This is a genomic window from Variovorax sp. Soil_C_26 (assembly GCF_057657075.1).
This window is the reverse complement of record NZ_JBDGJC010000015.1, coordinates 36,056-59,871: the sequence shown is the minus strand read 5'-3', so window position 1 is coordinate 59,871 and position 23,816 is coordinate 36,056. Positions and strand designations below refer to the sequence as shown.

Here is a 23,816-nt window from a genome sequence, read left to right as displayed (position 1 = left end):
GCCCGGCGCATCGTGGGCTGGCGGGTCAGCAGTGCAGGCGCCACCTGACGCGAAGAACTGGCTCTCGCAAGCCTTGCGGACGTCGGTTTCCCTGGTTAACTCTACGACGACGCGCTTCGTCCCGCGAATTCGAGCGCCGGTTTTACGCTCTCCATTGCCCCACCGCCATCGCAGGGAATCAGCGCGCCAGAGATGTACGCCGCATACGGTGAAGCCAGGAAAAGTGCAAGGTTGGCGATATCGTCAAGCGAGCCGAATCGCTGCATCGGCACCTGCTTCCGTGCAAATTCCCGGCCTTCCGGCGTCGGCGCCATGAGCTTTCGAAACCCCTCCGTGCCGTCAATAGGCCCCGGGGAGATGGAGTTGAGCCGGATGCCCTCCGCGCCCCATTCGAGCGCCAGCACGCGCGTGAACTGATCCACCCCGGCCTTGGCTGCGCTCGCATGCGCTTGGTAGCGCATCGGCACGAAGGATTGCGGTGCGGTAATGTTGATCACCGACGCTCCCGGCTTGCGCAGGTGCGCGTGCCCCTGCCGCAAGACGTGAAACGTGCCAACGAGGTCGATGTCCACCACCACCTTGAAGCCGTTGGACGACATGTCCTTCGCTTCGCACAGAAAATTGCCGGCCGCTCCGGAAACGAGCACATCAATCGGCCCGAATTGTTCGACTGCCGTTGCAAAGGCGGCGCCCACTGCGTCGAAGTCGCGCACGTCTGCGGCCACACCGCAAACTTGCCCGCCATGGGCACGCAGCGCCGCGACGGCCGCATCCACGTTCTCCTGCTTGCGGCTCGCCACTGTCACTCGCGCGCCCTCGCGCGCGAACGCATCCGCGATGCCGAAGTTGATCCCGGTAGTGCCACCGAAGACAACGACGTGGTGGTCAGTGAAATCAATGCTTATCTGCACGCTTCAGCTTCCTGGCTGTGTGTCGACGATGCCGTCAATTGAAACCGTAGCGGGGCGCCGCGCCCGCACCGCTGCCGTAGAGGGCGAGTTTCCGGCAACCCGCGAAGATCGACTTCGGCGTGAGTCCGTAGATCTGGCGAATTGAGTGACTGAAATGGGTGGAGTCCGGATAGCCGACATCAAGGGCGATATTGGCTAGGTTGGAATTCTGCGTGACATAGTAAAGAACGCTGCGCGCGCGTTGCCATGTACGGAAACTGCGGAACGGCGAGCCGACCTCGGCCTTGAAGAGATGGAGAAACCGCGACACCGACAGGTGACACGCCACGGCGCATTCTTCTGCCGACGTATGGCTATTGGGATCGCCCTTGATCTTGTTCAGCACGGCGCTTATGCGCCGGTCGAGCGCTCGCGCTGGCAGCGCGCCACCAAAGAAGTTCTCGTCGAAATCCTCGGTACGCGCGTACTGTCGGCTGGCACAGCGCTTGAACTTATCAAGGGCGTCGCGCATCATCTGCAGCGCCTCCGGCGCAGCGACGGCGCCGCGGCCGTTACGGATATGCTCCGGCAATCCGCTGAGCCGCACTGTCTCTGACTCGATGAGAATGTTGCAGATCATGCGATCGTCCGATTCGATGCGATGGCCGACGTACGGCGGTACCACCGAAAATTGTGTCGATTCCCACTCGCCGCCGTTGACGCAGATACGATGAGGGCGCCGGAGCGACACATATATTGAGAAAGCCCCGAAAGTTCGCACCGACGGCTCCCCCAGTAGGCCGACGTACAGCACACGGTCTGCATTGAGCCACATCACCCGCTCGGAAGCGGCGGAAGAGATGGCCCGCTCGGGCGGCGATTTGCTCGAATCGATTCGAATCTGCACTTTTGTCTCCTAGTTGATCGGCCCATGAATCTCTTCATGCTGCGCTCGGGTTCATCTCAGACTTCAACGGTACTTGGAGAGCTCCAATTTACCAAGTTGGGCGCAATGCACTTCGTCCGGGCCGTCCGCCAGGCGCAGCAGGCGCGCTGTCGCGTAGGCCGACGCGATGCCCAGGTCGTTGTTGGTGCCGCCGCCGCCGTGCGCCTGGATGACCCAGTCGATCACTTGGCAGGCCATCTGGGGCGCGGCCACCTTGATCATGGCGATGTCGGCCTTCGCGACCTTGTTGCCCACGGTGTCCATGCGATACGCTGCATTCAGCGTGAGCAGGCGCGCCTGCTCGATCAGGATGCGCGAGTGCGCGATGCGCTCCAGCGTGACGCCCTGCTGCGCGATCGTCTTGCCGAAGGCAACGCGAGAAAGGCTGCGCCTGCACATGCGCTCCAGCATGCGCTCGGCGAGCCCGACGAGCCGCATGCAGTGGTGGATGCGCCCCGGGCCGAGTCGCCCCTGCGCGATCTCGAAGCCCCTGCCCTCACCCAGCAGCATGTTCGTCGCCGGCACGCGGACGTTGTCGAAGACGACCTCCGATGCCCGGTCAGGCACGCCGTAGAAGCCGAAGACCGCGATCGGCCGCACCACCTTCACGCCGGGCGTGTCCATCGGCACCAGGATCATCGACTGCTGCTTGTGGCGGTCGGCGTTGTCGGGGTCCGACTTGCCCATGAAGATGCCGATCTTGCAGCGCGGGTCAGTCGCGTTCGTCGTGTACCACTTGTGGCCGTTGACGACGTAGTGATCGCCGTCACGCACGATGCTCGACTCGATGTTGGTCGCATCGCTCGATGCGACGCCCGGCTCCGTCATCGCGAAGCAGGAGCGGATCTCGCCGGCCAGCAGCGGCTTCAGCCAGCGCTCCTGGTGCTCGGGCGTTCCGTAGCGCGCGAGCACCTCCATGTTGCCGGTGTCGGGCGCCGAGCAGTTGAATACCTCGGGCGCAAGATGCGAGCGCCCCATGATCTCGCACAGGGGCGCGTACTCGAAATTCGTCAGTCCCGCGCCGTGGCTCGATTCCGGCAGGAACAGATTCCAGAGGCCGACCTCGCGCGCCTTCGGCTTGAGTTCGTCGAGCACGGGCGCGACCCTCCAGGGGCCGAGGCTTTCGGCTTCCTTGTAGTAGCGCTCCTCGTTGGGATAGATATGTTCTTCCATGAATGCGCCGAGGCGCTTCTGGAGATCCTGGACCTTGGGTGAGAACTCGAACACTTGAGCCTTTCTGGATGGCGTCTTGCCGATATCGCGGCGTACGTGGATGGGTGAGGGGCTATCGCTCGCCGCGCGGAAAGTGCGCCTCGACCTGGCGCCACGCCGCCTCGGCGATGGGCCGCGCCTTGGCGCCGGTCTCGCGCGCCTCTGCACTGGAAGCGGTGCCGTCCACCGATCGCTTCAGAATGCCCTGCAGGATGGCCGCGAGCCGAAACATGCTGTAGGCCAGGTAGAACTCCCAGTGGGCAGGGTCGATGGGCGTGCGGCCTGTCCGGCGGCAATAGGTGTCGAGATAGCTCCGCTCGTCCGGGATGGCGAGCGCGGCGTAGTCGCTGCCCGCCATGCCGCGGAACTGCGCAGCCGTCAGGCGCCAGGGCAGCGCGTGGTAGGCGAAGTCGGCAAGCGGGTGCCCTAACGTCGAGAGTTCCCAATCCAGCACGGCCAGTACGCGCGGTTCGGTCGGGTGGAAGATCATGTTGTCGATGCGCAGGTCGCCGTGGAAGATGCCGGTCTCGTCGTTCGGCGGCACATGTTCCGGCAGCCATTCGATGAGCCGCTCCATGGCGGGTATGGGCTCGACGACGGCCGCCTGGTACTGGCGCGTCCAGCGACCGATCTGCCGGTCGAAGAAGTTGCCGCTGCGGCCATAGTCCGCCAGGCCGACGGCCGCCGGATCCACGCGATGCAGCGCGGCGACCACGCGGTTCATGTCGTCGTAGATCGCTGCACGCTCGGCGTTGTCGCTGCCGGGCAGTGCTGGGTCCCAGAGGACACGTCCTTCAACGAAGGCCATCACGTAGAACGGCGTGCCGATGACCGACGCGTCGTCGCAGAAGCCGAGGGCTCGCGCGACGGGTACCTCGCTGCCGCCCAGCGCCGCGATGACCCGGTATTCGCGATCGATCGCGTGGGCCGACGGCAGCAGTTCGCCGTCGGGCTTCTTGCGCAGCACGTAGCGCTTGCCGGCGCCGTCGGTCAGCAGGTAGGTTGGGTTCGACTGCCCCCCCTTGAAGCGCTGCAATGCAGCCGGCGTCTTGAAGCCCTCGATGTGGGCGCACAGCCAGGATTGAAGCCCCGGGAGATCGAGCGCGCTGCTCGAGACCATCGTCCCCATGTCTTCGCCGTCGTTCAATGCATGACCGTCCATAGGCTGCATCGTACGTATTATTGTCAGACAATGTCCTAGGGTTTGTCCGACATTTCGAAGCTTTCGGGACGGCGGCAAGTGGATACCGGTTTCAGTCGCGGAACGACGGCGTCCTGCGCTCCCGGACGGCCTTCAGCGCCTCGTCCAGGTCTTCGGAATACAACATCGCCGCATTCCAGGTCGCGATGTAATTGAGCCCGTCCGCCACGGGTCGGTCGCGCACGTAGCTGATCATTTCCTTGGTGCCGCGCAGACACAGCGGCGACTTGGCCGCGAGCTGCGTCGCGATCTCCGAGACCGCCGCCGCGAGCTCCTGCCGCGTTCCGTGGCAGCGGTTCACCAGCCGGATGCGCTCGGCCTCCGCGCCCGAGAACCGGCGTGCCGTGTAGGCCAGCTCACGGGTCATGCCCTCGCCCACCAGCCGGGGCAGGCGCTGCAGCGTGCCGACATCGGCGACCAGCCCGACATCGATCTCCTTCACGGAGAACCACGCGTCATCGCAGCAATAGCGCATGTCGCAGGCCGTGATGATGTCGATGCCGCCACCCACGCAGACCGCATGCACCTCGGCGATCACCGGCTTGCGGCAGCGCTCGATGGCGCTCACGGTGTCCTGCAGGTCGAGGATGTTGCGTCGCGTCTTCTCACGCGAGCGCCCGTCGCAGGGGTCCGCGGTCTGCGCCTTCAATTCGTCGAGCATGGCGAGGTCCAGCCCGGCAGAAAAATGCGCACCGGCCGCGCACAGCACGCCGACGCGCGCCTGCGGCGTGACGTCCAGCCAGTCCATCGCATCGCGCAGTTCCTGCCACATCGCTGCGTTGATGGCATTGGCCTTTCGCGGGCGATTGAGCTCGATGCGCGCAACACCGCCTTCCAGCGACAAGTTCAGCGTCTCGAAGGACGGCAGGTCAATGGCCTTCATTCTTCTTCCTCGAAATGCCGGAGATGGCTCTGGCGCAACTCGAACTTCTGGATCTTTCCCGTGGACGTGACCGGCATCGACGCGAGCCGCACGAAGGCCTTGGGCACCTCGAACCGACCCAGGTGGGCGCGGCAATGCGCCTCGATGGCCGCCTGGTCCGCTTGGGCCGACGGATCGAGCACCAGGAAAGCGGTGATGGCCTCTCCCCAGCGGGCGTGCGGCAACCCGACCACGGCCGCGCCGCGCACGGCGGGGTGGCGCAACAGGACTTCTTCGACCTTGATCGACGGCACGTTCTCGCCGCCGGTCTTGATCATGTCCTTGATGCGGTCGAGGAACAGCAGCTCACCGTCGTCGTCCCAGCACCCCAGGTCGCCAGAGTGGTGCCAGCCGAAGCGCGATGCATGGACCGTGGCCCCCGCATCCTTGTAGTAGCCGAGCATCACGTTCGGCCCGCGATAGACGATCTCGCCCACCTCGCCGGGGCCGAGCAAGCGCCCGTCGTCGGACATCACGCCCAGTTCGTTGGAGAGCGTCGCCACCCCCCAGTACGCGCCGAATCGCCGCATCTGCTGCTCGGGCCGGAAGATGGTCGCCGCCGTGTATATCTCGGTCTGGCCGGAGCACAGCGCGAAGCGGCCGCAGAAGCCTTCCAGCAACGCTGCGAGCAGCGTCTTCGACATGGGCGCCATCGCGTAGATGCACAGCTTGAGACTCGACAGATCGGTGCGGGGCCTGTCCGGGTGATCCAGGAGCGCGCGATACATCATGGGCAGTCCAACCAGCAGGCTGATTCGGTGCCGCTCGATGGCCGGCAACACCGCGTCGGCGTCGAAGCCGCGCATCAGCATCGAACTCGCGCCGCACAGCAGCGCCGACATCAAAACCACGTGCTGGCCGACGTGGAATAGCGGCAGATGGCAGCTGAACACCTCGCCGTCCACGCCCATGCCCCATTCGACGAGGTTGGACATGAGAACCGAATGGATCGACGCATGCGAATGCATCACGCCCTTTTGCCGCCCGGTCGTGCCGCTGGTGTACATGATCTGCACCAGCGCATCGCCGTCGATGTCGACCTCCGGCTGCGTCGCCGGGCATCCCGCGATCCGCTCGCTCAGCGATGGCCAGGGGCGAGGCGCTTCGGAGGCATCCGCACCGCAGACCGTGACTTCGACGCCAGCCGAAGCGACCAGCGCACGCAGCGCATCGCCCGCCAGAAAGCGCGCATCGACGAGCAGGTGCTGCGCTTCCGAATGCGCGAGGATGAACGCGACCGCCTCCGGCGCGAGTGCGGTGTTGATCGGCACCCATACGAGCCCCGCCTTGTAGATGCCGAACATGGCGACCACCATGTCCGCGGAGTTGTCGCACAGCATGGCGACGCGGTCGCCAGCCACGAGACCGGAGGTCGCCAGCGCGTGCGCCATGCGGTTCGCATCGTCGTCGAGCGCGCGAAAGCTCGTGCGACGCTCGCCCTCGACCAGCGCCGTACGGCCGCCGAATCGGCGTGCCGCACGATGCAGCATGTCGCCCAGCGCGACACGGCCGATGCGCCGTCGCGGATCGACCGCCGCCGCGGGCTTCACTTGGAAACCTTGACCGGATCGAGATACTCGCTGGCCAGCGTCCATTTGCCGTTGACGATCTGCGTCATGCGCACCTTCTGGTTGCTCAGGCGGTTGTCCTTGGACACGTTGAAGCCCGGATTGCCCAGCGCGTCGGGGCCGAGCTTGGTCGACTCCATGGCGGTGTTGAAGGTTTCGGCAGTGAGTTTCTTGCCGGCCTTGTCGGCCACCTTCGCGAAGGTCGTCATCGCGTAATAGGCGTACATCGAATACAGGCCCGGGTCGTCGCCGAAGCGATTCTTGTACGAAGCGACCCAGTCGCGCACGGCCGGGTTGGCATCGTCCGCGTAGGGCAAGGGGATGAAGGTGGCGCCGTACACGCCCTCCATCGCCGCGCCGCCGAGCGTGGGCACCTGCTGCGAATAATTGGCTGCTGTGCCCAGGAAGTCGGGACTGAAGCCGATCTTCCGAGCCTCGCCCACCGAGCCGATGAATTCACGCAATGTCGATGCGTTGAAGACGAGATCGCAATTGGCCGCCTTGAGACGCGCCATCTGCGAGGAGAAATCCGTCGCGCCGCGCTTGTACGTGGTCTTCTCCGCCACAGCCATGCCCTTGGCCTTGAGATAGGCCTCGACTCCCTCGAAGGCCTCACGGCCGTAGTCGTCGTCCTGGTAGATCACGCCGACCCGCTTGTAGGGCTTCTTCTTCATCATGAAGTCGAGGGTGGAGGCCGACATCGAGAAGTACGAGGGCGCCAGCGCGATTTTGTACGGGCTCGGCGGGTCGTACAGATCCTTCGATGCGCCCTGCGGCATGAAGTTGAACACCTTGTTCTCGATCAGGAAGGGCAACGCCGCCATGTTGGTGGCGGTGCCGAGATGCCCGAGGATGGCGAAGACGCCCTCCTGCGTCACCAGCTTCTGCGCGGCGAGCACCGCGCGCTTGGGTTCGTAGCCGTGGTCCTCGACCACCAGGCGGATCTTGCGGCCATGGATGCCGCCCTTGGCATTGATCTCCTCGACGGCCATGTTCATGCCGTTGCGGGACTCCTTGCCGTAGTTGGCGATGGGGCCCGAGAGGTCGGTGATCGTGCCGAGCACGATCTCGCCATCGCTCACGCCCGTGCCCTGTGCGAGCGAAAGGCCGGCTGCGCCGAGCAGCAGAGCCGTGGTGATCAGGTTTCTGCGCAACATCGATGTCTCCTTCTTGTGGTGATGGGGTCTCAATCAGGCTTGCGGCCGAAGACCGGCGCCCGCTTCTCGGAAAATGCGGTCACGCCCTCGATGGCATCGGTCGTACGGCCCGCCGCGACCATGGCGCGGTGTTCGTGATCGAGGTGCTCGGCGAGCGAACGCTGCGGCGCTTCATCAACGAGACGCTTGGCCCACCCGAGTGCTGCGGTCGCGCCTCGCGCCAGGCTGGCGGCCAGTGCGGCAGCACGTTCGCCCAGTTCCGCATCGGGCCATACCGCCGAGACGATGCCCCAGTCCAGGCAGCGCTGGGCGGACAGGGGCTCGTTGGTGAAGAAGATTTCCTTGGCGCGCGCGACGCCTACGCGCCGCATGAGAAACCAGGACGCGCCGACGTCGGGCGTGAGGCCGATGGCCGAGTAGCCGCCGCGCAGCTTCATCGATTCGGCCGCGAGGACGATGTCGGCGCTCAGGGCCAGGCCGATGCCGCCACCGCCGATCGGCCCGTTGAGCGCACTGACCACCGGCACCGGCAGCGTCGCCAGTCGTTCGATGGTGCGGTGCAGCGGCGGGATGTGCCTGTCGAGCAGCGCCCCGATGTCGTCGCGTGAACGTACGAAGTCGCCGATATCGCCACCGCCGCAGAAGTGACGGCCTTTGGCCTGCAGCAGCACGGCGCGGACCGCGCTGTCTTCCGCCACCGCGTCGACGGCGTCGATCAGCGCTGCCGACAACTCCAGGTCGAGCACGTTGGCACGCTCGGGCCTGTTCAGGGTGATGACGGCGACGCCGTCGCGACGGTCCAGCAACAAGGCGGAAGACATCGAGAACCTTTCGGATCGCCGCATCGGCGACATGCAGGCAGCGTAGGGAGCGACTGCCGGAGCGTCTTGTGTCCAGACGCTGCACCGGCGCCGCCGTTCCCCGGGGAAACACCCAGTCCGACCGCAAGATCCGACGGACGCAGCCGCCGGATCAGATCGGCGAGATGCCGTGCGGCTTGTCCGGCCAGCCGCGGCTCGTCTTGCGCGGCAGGCAGCGCGCCAGCGTCGCGGCGATGACCGATCGGGTATCGCGCGGGTCGATCACGTCGTCGATGCCGAAATGCTCGGCCGCGTGCAGCGCGCCCAACTGCTCACGGAAGCGCGCGATGAGTTCTTCGCGCTTGCGCAGCGGGTCGGGCGCTGCCTTCACCTGCTTCTGGTATGCAACGTCGACCGCGCCCTCGACCGACATCGCGCAGATCTCGGCGGTCGGCCATGCCACGCACAGGTCGGCATCGAAACTCCGGCCACCGCACATGGCGATGTAGCCCAGCCCGTAGCCCTTGCGCAGCACCACCGAGACGCGCGGTACGGTGGCTTGGCCTAGTTCGAACAGCAGCCGGGCGCTGCGTCGCGCAAGTGCCGTGTCCTCGGCCTGGCTGCCGACGAGAAAGCCCGGAAGGTCGACGAGATAGACGAGCGGCAGGCCGAACGAGTCGCACACCGATACGAAGTGCGCGCCCTTCTCGCACGCCTTGGCGTCGAGCGTTCCCGCCAAGTGCAGCGGCTGGTTCGCCACGATACCAACCGCCCTGCCCTCCAGGCGCGCGAAGCCCACCACCAGATTCGGGGCGAAGCCCGGCTTGAGCTGGAAGAAGGAGCCACGATCGATCACGCCTGCGATCACGTCGCAGATATCGTAGGGCTTGCGCGGGTTGTCGGGCATCACGTCGAGCAGCGCGGCCTCGGCCTCTTCGTCGGGCTCGCACGATGGTGCAGCGGGAACCGGCAGCCGCGCGTTCGACGGCATGTACGCCAGGTAGCCGCGCACCAGTGCGATGGCCTCCACATCGTCGCCTGCAGCGATGTCGGCCAGCCCGTTCTGGTCGGCCTGGACCGCGGCGCCGCCGATCGTCTCCTTGTCTGCGACCTCGCCCGTGGCCGCCGCCACCAGCGCCGGCCCGGCGATGCCCATGGTGGAGGTGCCGCGCACCATCACCACAAAATCGCATAGCGCGGCGAAGTTCGACGGCCCCGCGAAGCCCGGCCCCATCACCGCCGCCACGGTCGGTACCCAGCCCGACAGCGCCACCGCCGTCTGGAAGTAGTGCGAACCCTGCGCGAAGTGGCGGCTGTCCAGCCCTTCCTGGATGCGATGGCCCCCACCGTCGAGCAGCATCACGAACGGACAGCCATGCTCCAGCGCGTGCAGCGCCAGCCGCTCGACCTTGTATTCGCCGATGCGGCCGTTGGACCCTCCGAGCACGGTGAAGTCGAAGGCGCAGAGGCACACCGGACGGCCGTCGATGCGGGCGTGGCCGGTGATCACGCCGTCGAACGGCGCTCTGAGCGTCTCGGTGTCGAAAGTGTCCCGCTTGGGCTCGACCAGCGCGCCGATCTCGTGAAAGCTGCCCGGGTCGACCAGCAGGGCGATGCGTTCGCGAGCAGACAGCTTTCCGAGCGCATGCTGGCGTGCGATGGCCGCGGGTCGCGCGGCGTCGGCGAGGCCGTCGCGCCGCGCGATGAAGTCGTCGAATGCCTGGCGCGTCGCACCGCCCGGCTCGTTGCTGGTGTCCTTGCTCATCTCTTCCTTGTGGGTGCCACCGGATCAGCGGTGCGGTCGTACGTCCGTGCGTTGAGGCCGGCCTCTCGCAACTGCTGCTTGCGGATCTTCGCGGTCGGTGTCTTGGGGAGTTCGCTCATGAATTCGACATAGCGCGGCACCATGAAGTACGGCAGCCGGTCGTCGAGGAAGGCTAGCAGCGTTGCCGCCTCGACACCCTGCGGTTCGCGCAGTACGACGCAGGCCTTGATCTCGTCCTCGCTCGCGTCGCTCGCCACGGCGATCACCGCGCACTCCAGCACAGCCGGGTGCTCGTTGATCTCTTTCTCGACCTCGAAGCTCGAGACGTTCTCGCCGCGACGTCGCATCGCGTCCTTAATGCGATCGAGGAAGACGAACTGCCCATCAGGCTCGCGCCGGAAGGCGTCGCCGGTGTGCAGCCACTGGTTGCGCCACGCGTTGACCGTCGCCTGCGGCATGTCGTGATAGCCGTCCATCACCATCCAAGGCTCGTCGGTGCGGATCACGAGTTCGCCCATCTCGCCGTCGGCGACCGGTTGATCGTTGCGGTCGACCAGCCGTACCTGGAAATCGGGCCGCGGCCATCCGACCTTTCCCGGTTCGGCGCGGCCGACCGGCGCACGCAGCACGGTGGAACCTTCGGTCAGCCCGTAGGCGGTGCAGACGGCCTCGATCCCGAAACGGACCTTGAACTCGTCGATCTGCGCCATTACCGGCACCATCATCACGCGCCGCAACGGATGCATCGCATCGTCGGCACGCGCCGGCTGGCGAAACAAGAAGTTCGCCATGGCGCCCAGCAACATCGTGTAGGTACAGCCGTAGCGACGCACGTCGTCCCAGAAGGTGGTGGCCGAGAAGCGCGGCAGCAGCACGTTGCTTCCGCCCGCGATCAGATTGTTGTAGATGGCCGCCCACTGTCCGCCGATGTGGAAGAGCGGCAGTGTGCACAGCGAGACGTCGTCCGGGTCCGCCAAGCCCAGCACCTGCGGCGCTGCGTAGCCGTACGCATGGGCGTGCGTGACGCGGACACCCTTCGACGGCCCGGTGGTGCCCGACGTGTACATGACCCCAATGACGTCCCATGGATCGATGTGCGCAGGCGCCTCGCGCGGGCCGCGCAACGTGGACCAGGGCCGCTGCCGCAGGCGCGGCGCGAGGTCGACCGACCCGTCGCCGGACCCATGGACCACGACGTGCTCGAGCCGCTCCAACTTGTCGGCCACCGCGTTCAGCAGCGGGACGTAGCCTGCCTCGACCACGATCACGCGGGCCCCAGAGTTGTTGATCACGTGTGCGAGGATCGAGCCCTTGTACGCTGTGTTCACCGGCACCTCCGCCCGCCCCGTGAGCGACAGCGCCCACCACGCGATCACGAAATCGAGGTGGTTGTCGAGCATGAGCAGCACAGGCTCTTGTCGCGCCACGCCCAGCCGCGTGAAGCCCGATGCAACGGCCAACGCTTCTTCGTAGAGCGATGCGTAGCTCATGCTTCGCTCGACATCGCACACGGCCGCCTTGTCGGGGCGACTGCGCAGGTGGCCTTCAAGCACCGCTGCGAGCGTGCGCTGCGCCATCGGCGGGAGCGCGATGATGTCGTCGATCTGTTGGCTCATGACGGTTACCTCTCATTCATTTCCCTGACAGGGTTCAACCCAGTGCTTCGAATTTGTTTGTCTGCCAATATTGCCGGACAATCAAAAGATTGACCTATCTGGTTTCCCCTTAAGAAAGCGCCTTCTTTGCTGATGGCATTGCCTCAAAATAGCGCCCGCCGGCAGAGCGGCATTCCATATTTCAAGCGTGGGAGCGTCCAATGAACGACATCGAGAAGGCGACTGCGCCCAAAGCCATGGTCGCGGGAGCCAAACCAGCGCAGGAGAAGGCTCACCCACGCAGTACGCCGGACCGCGTGGCCGACGCGATCAGCAAGGGCATCCTCATGCGCCGGTTCACCGTCGGGCAAAGGCTGATCGAGGCGGACCTCACCCGTGATCTTGGCGTGAGCCGAAGCACCGTGCGTGAGGCGCTGCGCATCCTTGCTTCGAGCGGCGTAGTCGACCTCACGCCGCACCGCGGCGCTGTCATCCGCTCGCTCACGCGCGAGGATGCGGCAAGTCTCCTGGGCGTACTGGAGGTTCTTTCCGGACTGGCGGCTCGCCTCGCTGCCGCCAACATCGGTATCGGCGACAACGCACGCCGATTCGAGGCCGCCGCGCAGAAGCTCATCAGGGCCGAGACGCCCGAGGCGCTCGACCGCGTGCTCGACGAGCGCGCCAACTACTACAAGGTGATGTTCGAGATCGCCGCCAGCCCGGAGCTCGATCGCGTTCTGCCGCAGGCTCGCGCTCACCTGTTTCGCGCCCAGTTCTATCACTCGCTCACGACGGCGGACCTGCGCTCGATGGTGGCCGAGTACCGGTCCATCACCGAGGCGATCCTCGAGGGCGACCAAGAGAAGGCCGAGAAGCGCATGCGGCGGCATCTTCAGAAGTCCGGGGAGCGGACGTTGCCGCGCATGTCGGCGTTCACACTGAACTGAGACCGGCGCCGGACGCCCCGCTCCGTGTCGTTTCAGGTCGGCATCGGGCCCATCAACAGCCCTGCCATCGCGCCGCGCGCTTCTCCGCAAAGGCTGCGGCGCCTTCGCGCGCGTCCGACGACGCATTCACCGCCTTCGCAATCGGGCGCTGTCGATCAAACATCTCCGTGTCGCTCCACGTGCGCGATCCCTGCACCAGTTGCTTACTCGCCGCCACGGCGAGCGGCGCGTTGGCATCGATGGCATGCGCCAGTTTCAAGGCGTGGTCAAGCGCTGCGCCGGGCTCGACCAGCCGGTTGACCAACCCCCAGGCATGCGCCTGCTCGGCGGAAATCGGGTCGCCAAGCAACGCCATCTCCATCGCCAGATTGGCCGACAGCCGGTGCGGCAAGCGCATCAACCCGCCGGAAGAGGCGACGAGCCCGCGCTTGGTCTCCGGCAGGCCGAAGCTCGCGCCTCGCGCCGCGACCACCATGTCGCACGCCAGAACGATCTCGAAGCCGCCCGCCACCGCATGGCCTTCGACAGCGGCGATCAGCGGCTTGCGTGGTGGGGCCTCGCACAAGCCGGCGAAACCCCGGCCCTCGATGGCGGGCTCGACGCCTTCGTAGGCGAAGGCCTTGAGATCCATACCCGAACAGAAGGTGCCGCCCGCGCCGGTGAGGATGCCGACGTGAAGCTCGGCGTTTGCATCGAGTTCCTGCATCGCTGCCGCGATGCCCTGCGCCACCGCCATGTTGACGGCGTTGCGAACCTGCGGCCGCTGGATGGTGACGATCAGCACGTGCCCATCGATGCGCGTCTCGACCGCCGGCGTGGTGGCTGGTTCCTGCGTTTCCTGCTCTCTCATCGAAGTCCTTTGTCGCCAGGCAAGGCGGCGCGCAACTTGCCGACGATGCCGCTGGGGAAGAAATAGACCGACAGCACGAACACGAGGCCGAACCACAGCATCCAGCGATCGGGGTGGAAGAGATTGGCCAGCAACGGCGCGGACGTGAGCGAACCGCTGAGGCTGCCCATCAGGCTCTGCAGATAGTTCTCTGCCACGATGAAGAGCGCGACGCCAACCACCGAGCCGTAGACGGTGCCCAGCCCGCCGATGACCGCCATCAGGAGGATGTTGAGCATCACGTTGAATCCGACCGTGGTCTGCGGCCCGACGTAGCGAAGCCACAGCGCCATCAGAATGCCCGCACAGGTCGCCAACGCGGCCGCCAGGCAGTTGATCGCGATGCGGTAGTAGAGCGTGCGGTAGCCGATGGCCTCTGCGCGGAAATCGTTCTCGCGGATCGCCTCCAGCACGCGGCCGAAGCGCGAGTTCACCACGCGCAGCATCAGCAGGAAGAGCGCAACCGACACCACGAAGATGAGGTAGTACGTCAGCACGCGGCCGTTGATGGTCGTGCCGAACACCGGGTCTTCGAAGACGCGGAAGGCCGGCGTCAGCACCTCGGGCAGCCGGAAGGTGCGGCCGTCGTCGCCGCCGGTGATGTCGCTCAGCCGCATCACCAGGGCGCCGAAGGCCGCGCCGAAGGCCAGCGTCATCATCGTGTAGAAGATCGCCTTCACGCGCAAGGAGATGAGCGCGATAAGGAAGGACAGCACCAGCGAAAGCGCGATGGCCGCCACCGCGCCGACGCCCATCGCCGTCCAGGTCGGACCCATCTTGTACATCGCGATCGCGACGCCGTAGGCGCCGATGCCGTAGAACATCGCATGGGCGAAGGACACCACGCCGCAGTACCCCAGCAGCAGGTCGAAAGACGCCACCAGCACGATGAAGACGCAGATGGTCGCGGCCACATTGAGTGAGCGCGCACCGGAGAACAGGAAAGGCGCGGTCGCCAGGTAGACGAGAACCAGCACCAGCAGCGTCGAGAGAACGCGGCTGCGCGGGAAGTCGCCGGAAAGGATTCGGATCAGCATGGAGCGCTCTAGTGCTTGTTGACAGGATAGAGCCCCTGCGGACGCCACAGCAGCACGATCATCATCACGAGGATGTTCGACACCAGTGCCAAGTCGGGCAGCAGGAAGCTCACGTAATTGGTGCTCAATGCGATGAGCATCGCGCCGGCGAAGCAACCGGTGACCGAGCCGAGCCCGCCGATGATGACGATGATGAGCATCTGCACCAGCACCTCGGCGCCGATGGCCACCGTGAACTGCTCGCGGTAGAAGGCCCACATCACACCGCCCAGGCCGGCCAGCGCCGATCCCGCGACGAACACGCCGACGAACACGCCGCGCACCCGGTAGCCGAGCGCCTCGACCATCGAACGGTTCTCCACGCCGGCACGGATCAGCAGGCCGATGCGCGTGCGGTTGAGCAGCATCGTGAGGCCGATGAAGACCACCGCGCCCACCGCCACGGCGACCACGCGGTAGCGTTCGATGGCGACGTCGCCGAAGAGGAACGAGCCGCGCACTGCCTCGGGCAGCGGCAGCAGCATCTGGTTGGCGCCGAAGATCACCAGAACCAGCTGCTCGATGATGATCATCGAGCCGATGGTGATGAGAATCTGCTTAAGGTGATCGCCGTACACAGGCTTCACGAACAGGCGCTCGTAGACCCAGCCGAGCGCGGCCGTCACAAGCATTGCGGCCGCGATCACCGCCGCGATGGCGGCCAAGCTCGCCCACACAGAGGGCGACTCGAGCAGGTGCTTGAGCGGCTCGACCAGCAGGGTCGCGGTGTAGGCGCCCACTGCCACGAAGGCGGCGTGACCGAGGTTCATCACGTCCATCAGTCCGAAGACGAGCGTGAGCCCGCTCGCCATGATGAACAGCATCATCCCCATGGCGAGCGCTGCCACGGTCAGCGTGATCCAGGTCGGGACACTGCCGATGACGGGCAGCGCGATCGCGATGAAGGCGAGGATGATCGCCCCGGGAACCAGGTCGCGCGTGCGTCCCGGCAGGGCCTCCAGCACGGCCGGGTCCGCGCAAGGGAGGTCGATCGTGGATTCGATGGCAGCCATTGGCTCTCCGTTCAATGTACGCATGTGCTAGTGCACGGCACCGGCATGCAGGCCAAGGAGCCGTGCCTGCAGGGCTTCGTCCGCCGACAGCGCTTCCATGCTGCCCGTGTGCACGATGCGGCCGTCGTCCATTACCGCGACATGGTCGCCGAGCGAGCGGACGAAATGGAAATTCTGCTCGACGAGCAGGATGGTGGTGTCGCGGTCCTTGAGGTCCTCGAAGGCCTGTGCCAGGTTGTCGACAATGGCCGGCGCGAGGCCTTTGGTGGGCTCGTCGATCAGCAGCAGCTTGCGCGGCTCGATGATGGCGCGTGCGATGGCGACCATCTGCTTCTGTCCACCCGAGAGCGTGCCGCCGGGGCGGAGCCAGAAGCGCTTGAGCGCGGGAAACAACCCGAGTATCCAGTCCAGCCGGGCCTCGTCGAAGCGGCCGCTGATCGCCGCGAGGCGCAGGTTCTCCTGCACCGTCAGGCCGGAGAAGATGCCCATGTCCTCCGGCACGAAGGCGATGCCGCGGCGCGAGACCTCAGGCGTTTCCTCCGCCGTGATGTCGGCACCGTCGAAGGTGAGCTTTCCGCGGCTCGCCTGCCACAGGCCCATGATGGTCCGCAGCGTGGTGCTCTTGCCTGCGCCGTTGCGGCCCAGAAGCACCGTCAGGCCGGCACGCGGCACGACCAGGTCGACGCCCTGGAGGATGTGATATTCGCCGATGTGCGTGTGCACACCGTCGAGCGTGAGCAACGGTGCCCCGCCGTCGAGAGCGTCATGCATGCGCCGTCTCCTTGCGTGCCGCTGGCGTGCGCTTCACGCCCAGGTAGGCCTCTTGCACGATGGCCGAGGCCATGACCTCGGCCGGCTTCCCGTCGGCCACGAGGCGTCCGTTGTGCAGCACGACGATGCGGTCGGCCAGCGAGTGGATCACGTCCATCTTGTGCTCCACCAGGAGGATTGTCTTGTCGCCGCGCACCTTCAGGCTGCGAATGAGGTCGAGAATGACCGGCACTTCGTCCACGCTCATGCCCGCGGTGGGCTCGTCGAACATCACGATCTCCGGCTCCAGCGCCATGAGGATCGCGACCTCCAGCTTGCGCTTGTCGCCATGCGGCAGCTTGGCTGCGAGGTCGTCACGCCGCGCGGCGAGGCCGACCTGCGTGAGATACGACTCGGCCTGCTCGATCAGGTCGCCGCGGCTGCGCCACATTGCGAGCATGTTGAAACCCGCGCGATGCCGGCTCTGCACCGCGAGGCGCACGTTCTCCAACACGCTCAGGCGCGGGAACAGGTTGGTCAGCTGGAAGGCTCGCCCGATGCCGCGCGCGGTCCGCTGCGCCGCGCTCAGCCGCGTGATGTCCTCGCCCTTGAGCAGCACGTTGCCCGCGCTCGCTGCGAGCTGCCCCGACAGCAGGTTGAAGTACGTCGTCTTGCCGGCCCCGTTGGGTCCGACGATCGCGGTGAGCGTTCCGGCCGCGAACTCGGCCGTCACCTCGTCGACCGCGGCGTGGCCGCCGAAGCGGATGCCGAGTCCGCGGCTCGCGAGCGCCGGCACCTGCCGCGTGGATTCATGAATCGTCGGGCCGCTCATCGCGTCAGCGCTTGACCGTGATGGGCAGCGGCATTTCCGACGCCGGGATCTCGCGGACGAGATCGAACAGGTCCCACTCGCTCGTCGGCGACTTCTTCATGCGGAACTGATACTGCGGCTGCAGCGCCTGATGATCTTCCTTGCGGAAGGTCATCTTGCCCTTGGGCGTGTCGAACTCCATTCCCTCCATCGCGGCGATGAGTTTCGGCGTGTCGATCGAGTTCGCCTTCCTGATGCCCGCGACGATGGCCGCGGCCGTCACGAAGCCACCGGCAGTGAAGAGGTCCGGCGGCACCTGGTAGCGCTTCTGGTGCTCCGCGACCAGCCAGTCGTTCATCGGATTCTTCGGGAACCCGTAGTAGTAGAACGTGCCGCCAGTCACGTCCAGGCCCTTCCAGGGTTTGGCGTTCTCCAGGTTGGCCCCACCGATCGACAGGAACTCGATGCCGTAGCGGCCCGGGTTCAGTTCCGAAATCTTACGGATCGGGTTGGGCGCACCCCAGATCACGACCAGGTACTTCTTGCCCTGCAGGTCCTTCATGCGATCGAAGATGCGCTGCATCGGCGCCGTGAAGTCCGAGGTCGACAGCGGAATGAACTCCTCGTGGATGACCTTCGCCTTGCTCTTGGTGGACACCAGCGCGTCCTTGAAGGCCTTGACGCCGTCCTTGCCGTACACGTAGTCCGGCGCGAGGAAGGCGACGTTGTCGCCGTCCTTCAGGCCGGCCGCGCTGGCGAGCGCGTCCTGGAACGAATTGCGGCTGGCGCGGAACAGGTACTTGTTCCAGGCCGATCCGGTCAGCGAGTCGGCGATGGCGGGCTCGACCATCAGGATCTTGCCGTACTCCTCGGCCACCGGCGCCATCGACAGCGCGCCGCCGGACCACGAGGTGCCCACGGCGATGTCCGCCTTGTCGTCGGCCAGTGCTTCGGTGAGCATGGCCTTGGACAGTTCGGGCTTCATCTGGTCGTCCTTGACGATCACCTCGATCTTGCGGTTGAGGACGGTCATGGTGCCTTGCGTGAGGTATTCGAGCCCCAGGCGCAACCCGCGCTCTGTGTCGCGCGCATAGGCCTCCGAGGGGCCGGTCTTGCTCGCGATGAGCGCGATCTTGATCGGCTTCTCCTGCGCCAACGCCTGCGGCGCCACCCAGCAGGTCATGGCGGCGGTCGCCGCGACGATGAGTTTCTTCAGCATGCTTGTCTCCTTTTGTATGTATCGATCCGGCGCTCGATGGCAGGAGCGCGCCCTAGCCCACGGCGCGCTTCTGGCTCTTCCAATAGGGTTCGCGCAGGATGCGCTTCAACACCTTCCCGCTCGGGTTGCGCGGAAGAGCATCGACCAGGTCGATGCTCTTCGGGCACTTGTAGTGCGCGAGGTTGGCGCGCATGAATTCGATGATGTCGCTTGCGTCGGCCGTTGCTCCCGGTCGCAATACCACGCAGGCCTTGACCGCCTCGCCCCAGGTCGCATCGGGTACGCCGATGACCGCCCCGTCGGCCACGGCGGGGTGGCGCATCAGCACGTTCTCGACCTCGGCCGGATAGATGTTCTCGCCGCCCGAGACGATCATGTCCTTGATGCGGTCGTTGATGTAGAGATAACCGTCCTTGAGATAGCCGCCGTCGCCCGAACGGAACCAGCCGCCGTTCTCGTTGCGTCCTTCCGGATAGGCGGCGGCCGTGGCCTCGGGGTCGCGCCAGTACTCCTTGAGGTTGCGGTCCGACTCGATCCAGATCTCGCCGACATCGCCGTCCGGGAGGTCCTGCATGGCGATCGGGTCGACGATGCGCAGCCGCCCGCCACCGATGGGTCGGCCCGCCGAGCGCAGCAGTTCGACGTCGCCCGAACGATGATCTTCCGGATACAGGAACGTGGCCGGGCCCGAGACTTCCGTGAGCCCGTACACCTGAAGAAAGTCGCAGCGAAAGACCTCAAAGGCCTGTTTCAGCACCGTTTCGCTCACGGGCGATCCGCCGTAGGCCATCAGTTGCAGCGTGCCGAAGTCGTGGGACTTGGCGCCAAGCACCTGCAGCATGAAGAGGATCATGGCCGGCACCACGAAGGTGTGGGTGATGCCGTGCTGCGAGATGGCCTGGAGATAGCCCTTCGGATCGAACTCCGCGTAGGCCGACGTCTGCCCGCCGGTATAGAGCGTGAGCAGCAGCATCGTCATGCCCGCGACATGGAACACCGGTAGCGGGTTGCCCAGCACATGCCGGTTGTCGAACTTCCACTCCTTCGACACCACGCGCGAGGTCGACAGCAACCCGGCGTGCGACAGCACGATGCCTTTCGGCAGACCGGTGGTGCCCGACGAATAGAGTTGCAGCGCAGCGTCGTGGGTGCCGGACTCCACCAGTGCAAAGGTGTCGGGAAATTCGCCGTACCATTGCGCCAGCGAGGGCAGCCTGTCGCCAGGGCCGCCTGTGCACACCAGCGTCCTCACACCGGGGATCGCCGCCTTCTCCAGCACCGGGAGGAACTCCGCGTCTGCCATGAGGAAAGGCGCCTCGCCGTTGTTGACGATGTACTCGACCTCTCTGGGCGAGAGCCGCCAGTTGACCGGCATGCACACCGCCCCGAGCTTACAGGCGGCCAGCGTCACCAGAATGCACTCGATGTGCTGCTTGGTCAGCACGGCGACGCGCGTTCCCCGCGCGACGCCGACGCTCGCGAGCGCGTTGGCGATGCGGTTGGTGTGCGCTTCCACGTCGCGGAAGCTCAACCGCCGGTCGCTGTTGCGATAGGCGATCTCGTCCGGTCGATCGACCAGCTGACGTTTGAGGCTGTCGATCAGGGTGAGATCCTGCATGCCTTTTTCTCCTGCTCTTCCTGTTCTTCTGCCGGCAGCTCAGGCGACTTGGAACAGCGCCGCCGCGCCCATGCCGCCGCCGACGCACATCGTCACGACGACGTACTTCACGCCGCGGCGCTTGCCTTCGATGAGCGCGTGACCGACCACGCGCGCGCCCGTCATGCCGTACGGATGGCCAATGGAGATGCCGCCGCCGTTCACGTTGTACTTCTCTGGGTCGATGCCCAGGTGGTCGCGGCAGTAGAGGACCTGGCAGGCGAAGGCTTCGTTGAGCTCCCACAGGCCGATGTCATCCACCTTCAGGCCTTGCTGCTTCAGCAGCTTCGGAATCGCATGGATCGGGCCGATGCCCATCTCCTCCGGTGCGCAACCGGCCACGGACATGCCGCGGTAGATGCCCAGCGGCGCCAGGCCGCGCCGCTCCGCGAGCCCACGTTCCATCACCACGCAGGCGGACGCGCCGTCGGACAGCTGGCTCGCGTTGCCCGCCGTCACCACGCCGCCTTCGATCACTGGCTTGAGCGAAGCCAGCCCTTCCAGCGTCGTCTCGGGACGATTGCCCTCGTCGCGATCGAGCGTCACCTCGCGGTACGACACCTCCTTCGTCGCCCTGTCGACCACGGCCATCGTCGTGCTGAAGGGCACGATCTCCGCGTCGAACCGGCCCGCGGCCTGCGCCGCCGCGGTGCGCTGCTGCGATGCAAGCGAATAGCGGTCCTGCGCTTCGCGCGAGATGCCGTACTTCTTCGCGACGAGCTCGGCCGTCTGCAACATCGGCATGTAGGCGTTCGGCGCGTGCCCGATGACGCGCGGGTCCTTCTCCTTCGCGACCCAGGCCATGTAGGCGTCCTGCACCGCGGAGATGTTTTCGTGGCCGCCCGCCACGACGATGTCCATGCCATCGACCATCACCTGCTTCGCCGCGGTGGCGATGGCCATCAGCCCCGACGCGCACTGGCGGTCCATCGTCTGGCCCGACACGGTGGTCGGCAGGCCGGCCGCGAGGACCGCATTGCGCGCGAGGTTCATGCCCGCTGTGCCGCCAGTCAGCACGCAGCCGATCACCGCATCCTCGACTTCCGCGCCGTCCACCTTGGCACGCTGCACTGCGTGCGTGATGGCGTGCGCCAGCATCGAAGGCGATCTGGTGTGGTTGAGCGCACCCTTGTAGGCACGGCCGATGCCGGTGCGCGCGGTGGAGACGATGACGGCTTCTTTCATTGGGAATGTCCTGATCTGTCTTGGAATGCTTGGTACGGAAACGCCGTCATGCGGCCTTCCAGTCGGAGATGCGCTTGCCATCGCGCGCCAGCGATGCCAGCAGCGGCGACACGCGCCAGTAGCCGAAGGCGTCGCCGCGCGTGCGGCCGTAGTGCGCCAGTCGCTCGACGATCGAAGCCAGCCCGATGCCATCGGCCATCCACAGCGGACCGCCCTTGTGGTCGGGAAAGCCGTAGCCCGCCGTCCACACGATGTCGATGTCGCCGGGGCGGTAGGCGATGCCTTCCTCGAGGATCCTCGCCCCCTCGTTGATGAGCGGATAGAGCAGCCGCTCGACGATCTCCTGTGCGCCGATGTCCGCACGCCGCTTGACGCCGTGTGCCGCGGCCATCTCCGATGCGATGCGCGCCGTCTCGGGGTCGTCGGCCGGCTTGCGGCCCTCGTAGCGGTAGTAGCCCGCACCGGCTTTCTGCCCGAAGCGGCCCAGCTCGAACATCCTGCGCACCACCGCTCGGTAGCTGTCGTCCGGCGGCAGGCCGCCGGCCTTGCCGTATTCGATGACCGTCTTCGCGCCCACGTCGATGCCCGCCATGTCCAGCATGCGGCAAGGACCCATCGCCATACCCAGCGCCTCGACGGCCCCGTCGATCTGCGAAGGGCTCGCGCCTTCCATCATCAGGAATTCGGCTTCGCGCATGTAGACCTCGGCCATCCGGTTGCCGATGAAGCCGTAGCAGACACCCGACACAACCGCGACCTTGCCGATGGTTCGGGCCAGCTGCATCACCGTGGCGAGCACCTCGGGCGCCGTCCTCTCGCCGCGGACCACCTCGAGCAGGCGCATCACGTTGGCGGGGCTGAAGAAGTGCATGCCGACGACATCGCCCGGGCGGCCCGTAGCGGCAGCCAAAACGTCGACGTCCAGCGTCGACGTGTTGGTCGCGATGATCGCGCCGGACCGGCAGACCTGGCCCAGCCGCGCGCACACCTGCTTTTTCAGATCCATGTTCTCGAACACGGCCTCGATGACCAGGTCGCACTCGCCCAGCGCCGCGTCGTCGAGCGTGCCGCGCAGCAGCGCCATGCGCTCTTCGACCTGCCCCGCCGTGAGCCGGCCTTTCGCGGCGCTCGCCTCGTAGTTGGCGCGGATCAGGCCCATGCCGCGGTCCAGCGCCGCCTGCGTGGCTTCGACCAACACGGTCGGAATGCCTGCGTTGGCGAAGTTCATGGCGATGCCGCCACCCATCGTGCCCGCCCCCAAGATGCCGGCGGTGCGCACCGGGCGCAGCGCCACGTCGCGGGCCAGGCCCGGAATCTTCGCGGCCTGCCGCTCCGCGAAGAACAGGTGCCGCATGGCCTGCGACTCGGGCGACACGCGCAGTTCCTCGAACAGGCGTGCTTCCGCCGTCTCGCCTTGCGCGAAAGGCAGCGTCGCCGCCGCCTGCACCGCGAGAACGATGTTTCGGGCCGACGGATAGAACGGCTTTCGCGCTGCAGCCTCTTCCAGCGCCTTGGCGAAGAAATCGGCCGGCAGCTCCTCGTCGGGCACCGGGCGCTCGCTCGCGCGGCGCGCGCCGGCGCCGCTGTCGAGCAACTGCTCCACGAACGCCAGCCCCACGTCGAGCGGTGCACCCTCGCGCACCTCGTCGACGATGCCGGCCTGGCGCGCGGCCTCCGCGCCGATGCTGCGGCCGGTGGCGATCATGTCGAGCGCCAGCTTCACGCCTGCGATGCGCGGCAGCCGCTGCGTGCCGAGCGAACCCGGCAGGATGCCGAGCTTGACTTCCGGCAACCCGACCCTGGTGGCGGGCAACGCCACGCGCCAGTGGCAGGCCAGCGCCAGTTCCAGTCCACCGCCGAGCACGGTGCCGTGCAGCGACGCGGCCACCGGCCGGTCCAGCGCCTCGATGCGCGCGAGCGTTCCGTTGAACGGCGACGCCGAGAAGTCCGGATCGTCGAAGGAGTTGATGTCGCCGCCCGCAACGAAGGTGCGCCCCGTGCTGTGCACGAGCATCGCCTTGTACGAGCGATCGGCCTCGAAGGCCTTCACGGCGGCGGCCAGGCCCGCCACCACGTCGGGCGACAGCGCATTGACCGGCGGGTTCGAGATGGCCAGCACCGCGATGTCGCCGTGCCGGGCTAGAGAGACGATTTCAGTCATTGGAAGGTCGCTTGAATGCGCACTGCGCAGTGGTCGGGCAAGGCTAGCAAAG

The 23,816-nt window shown here is 66.2% G+C and carries 20 protein-coding genes; 1 reads left to right on the top strand and 19 read right to left on the bottom strand.

Features of this window, described 5'->3' with window-relative positions:
• Nucleotides 1–101 precede the first annotated feature (101 nt).
• The 10 genes from AC3A6G_RS25745 to AC3A6G_RS25700 all read right to left on the bottom strand — a co-directional run bounded on the left by AC3A6G_RS25745 (nt 102) and on the right by AC3A6G_RS25700 (nt 12,077).
• Nucleotides 102–911: an SDR family oxidoreductase gene (locus AC3A6G_RS25745; protein ID WP_487874913.1), complete on the bottom strand. Its 810-nt coding sequence runs from the start codon at nt 909–911 to the stop codon at nt 102–104.
• A gap of 34 nt (nt 912–945) precedes the next feature.
• Nucleotides 946–1,797 carry a helix-turn-helix domain-containing protein gene (locus AC3A6G_RS25740; RefSeq protein ID WP_487874912.1) on the bottom strand — a complete coding sequence of 284 codons (852 nt, stop codon included), beginning with the start codon at nt 1,795–1,797 and terminating at the stop codon, nt 946–948.
• A gap of 63 nt (nt 1,798–1,860) precedes the next feature.
• The gene (locus AC3A6G_RS25735; protein WP_487874923.1) at nt 1,861–3,009 is read right to left on the bottom strand and encodes an acyl-CoA dehydrogenase family protein; all 1,149 of its coding nucleotides are present in this window, start codon (nt 3,007–3,009) and stop codon (nt 1,861–1,863) included.
• Nucleotides 3,010–3,121: 112 nt separating this feature from the next.
• Nucleotides 3,122–4,177 (bottom strand): phosphotransferase, encoded by a 1,056-nt coding sequence (locus tag AC3A6G_RS25730; RefSeq protein ID WP_487874922.1) that lies wholly within the window; start codon nt 4,175–4,177, stop codon nt 3,122–3,124.
• Nucleotides 4,178–4,301: 124 nt separating this feature from the next.
• A complete protein-coding gene (locus AC3A6G_RS25725) occupies nt 4,302–5,132 on the bottom strand; it encodes a crotonase/enoyl-CoA hydratase family protein (protein WP_487874911.1) in 831 nt (276 codons plus the stop codon).
• On the bottom strand, nt 5,129–6,721 hold the full coding sequence (locus tag AC3A6G_RS25720) for a class I adenylate-forming enzyme family protein (protein WP_487874910.1): 1,593 nt from the start codon (nt 6,719–6,721) through the stop codon (nt 5,129–5,131). The genes AC3A6G_RS25725 and AC3A6G_RS25720 overlap by 4 nt, the downstream gene beginning before the upstream one ends.
• Nucleotides 6,718–7,896 (bottom strand): ABC transporter substrate-binding protein, encoded by a 1,179-nt coding sequence (locus tag AC3A6G_RS25715; RefSeq protein ID WP_487874909.1) that lies wholly within the window; start codon nt 7,894–7,896, stop codon nt 6,718–6,720. Before AC3A6G_RS25715 ends, AC3A6G_RS25720 begins: the two co-directional genes overlap by 4 nt.
• A 29-nt stretch (nt 7,897–7,925) precedes the next feature.
• A complete protein-coding gene (locus AC3A6G_RS25710; protein WP_487874908.1) occupies nt 7,926–8,717 on the bottom strand; it encodes an enoyl-CoA hydratase/isomerase family protein in 792 nt (263 codons plus the stop codon).
• A 151-nt stretch (nt 8,718–8,868) separates the two neighbouring features.
• Complete coding sequence (locus AC3A6G_RS25705; protein WP_487874907.1) at nt 8,869–10,461, bottom strand: acyl-CoA carboxylase subunit beta; 1,593 nt, start codon at nt 10,459–10,461, stop codon at nt 8,869–8,871.
• Nucleotides 10,458–12,077: an AMP-binding protein gene (locus AC3A6G_RS25700; protein WP_487874906.1), complete on the bottom strand. Its 1,620-nt coding sequence runs from the start codon at nt 12,075–12,077 to the stop codon at nt 10,458–10,460. Before AC3A6G_RS25700 ends, AC3A6G_RS25705 begins: the two co-directional genes overlap by 4 nt.
• A 200-nt stretch (nt 12,078–12,277) precedes the next feature.
• Here AC3A6G_RS25700 and AC3A6G_RS25695 point away from each other — a divergent pair, with 200 nt between their 5' ends.
• Nucleotides 12,278–13,003, top strand: coding sequence for a GntR family transcriptional regulator (locus AC3A6G_RS25695; RefSeq protein ID WP_487874905.1), 726 nt, complete (start codon nt 12,278–12,280; stop codon nt 13,001–13,003).
• 52 nt (nt 13,004–13,055) lie between these two features.
• Here the strand turns inward: AC3A6G_RS25695 and AC3A6G_RS25690 are convergent, their stop codons facing one another.
• Genes AC3A6G_RS25690 through AC3A6G_RS25650 form a run of 9 tightly spaced genes read right to left on the bottom strand, consistent with a single transcriptional unit; the run spans nt 13,056 to nt 23,764 of the window.
• Nucleotides 13,056–13,853 carry a crotonase/enoyl-CoA hydratase family protein gene (locus AC3A6G_RS25690; protein WP_487874904.1) on the bottom strand — a complete coding sequence of 266 codons (798 nt, stop codon included), beginning with the start codon at nt 13,851–13,853 and terminating at the stop codon, nt 13,056–13,058.
• Entirely contained in the window at nt 13,850–14,929 is a 1,080-nt protein-coding gene (locus tag AC3A6G_RS25685; RefSeq protein WP_487874903.1) for a branched-chain amino acid ABC transporter permease, read from the bottom strand. The genes AC3A6G_RS25690 and AC3A6G_RS25685 overlap by 4 nt, the downstream gene beginning before the upstream one ends.
• Nucleotides 14,930–14,937: 8 nt before the next feature.
• Nucleotides 14,938–15,981, bottom strand: a complete 1,044-nt coding sequence (locus AC3A6G_RS25680; protein WP_487874902.1) for a branched-chain amino acid ABC transporter permease — start codon at nt 15,979–15,981, stop codon at nt 14,938–14,940.
• Nucleotides 15,982–16,008: 27 nt separating this feature from the next.
• Nucleotides 16,009–16,752 carry an ABC transporter ATP-binding protein gene (locus tag AC3A6G_RS25675; RefSeq protein ID WP_487874901.1) on the bottom strand — a complete coding sequence of 248 codons (744 nt, stop codon included), beginning with the start codon at nt 16,750–16,752 and terminating at the stop codon, nt 16,009–16,011.
• Entirely contained in the window at nt 16,745–17,563 is an 819-nt protein-coding gene (locus tag AC3A6G_RS25670) for an ABC transporter ATP-binding protein (protein ID WP_487874900.1), read from the bottom strand. The genes AC3A6G_RS25675 and AC3A6G_RS25670 overlap by 8 nt, the downstream gene beginning before the upstream one ends.
• 4 nt (nt 17,564–17,567) lie before the next feature.
• Nucleotides 17,568–18,761 (bottom strand): substrate-binding domain-containing protein, encoded by a 1,194-nt coding sequence (locus tag AC3A6G_RS25665; protein ID WP_487874899.1) that lies wholly within the window; start codon nt 18,759–18,761, stop codon nt 17,568–17,570.
• Nucleotides 18,762–18,813: 52 nt separating this feature from the next.
• Nucleotides 18,814–20,379: a long-chain-fatty-acid--CoA ligase gene (locus AC3A6G_RS25660; RefSeq protein WP_487874898.1), complete on the bottom strand. Its 1,566-nt coding sequence runs from the start codon at nt 20,377–20,379 to the stop codon at nt 18,814–18,816.
• A 39-nt stretch (nt 20,380–20,418) separates the two neighbouring features.
• Complete coding sequence (locus tag AC3A6G_RS25655; RefSeq protein ID WP_487874897.1) at nt 20,419–21,603, bottom strand: acetyl-CoA C-acyltransferase; 1,185 nt, start codon at nt 21,601–21,603, stop codon at nt 20,419–20,421.
• Nucleotides 21,604–21,649: 46 nt separating this feature from the next.
• Nucleotides 21,650–23,764, bottom strand: a complete 2,115-nt coding sequence (locus AC3A6G_RS25650) for a 3-hydroxyacyl-CoA dehydrogenase NAD-binding domain-containing protein (protein WP_487874896.1) — start codon at nt 23,762–23,764, stop codon at nt 21,650–21,652.
• Between the last annotated feature and the right edge of the window lie 52 nt (nt 23,765–23,816).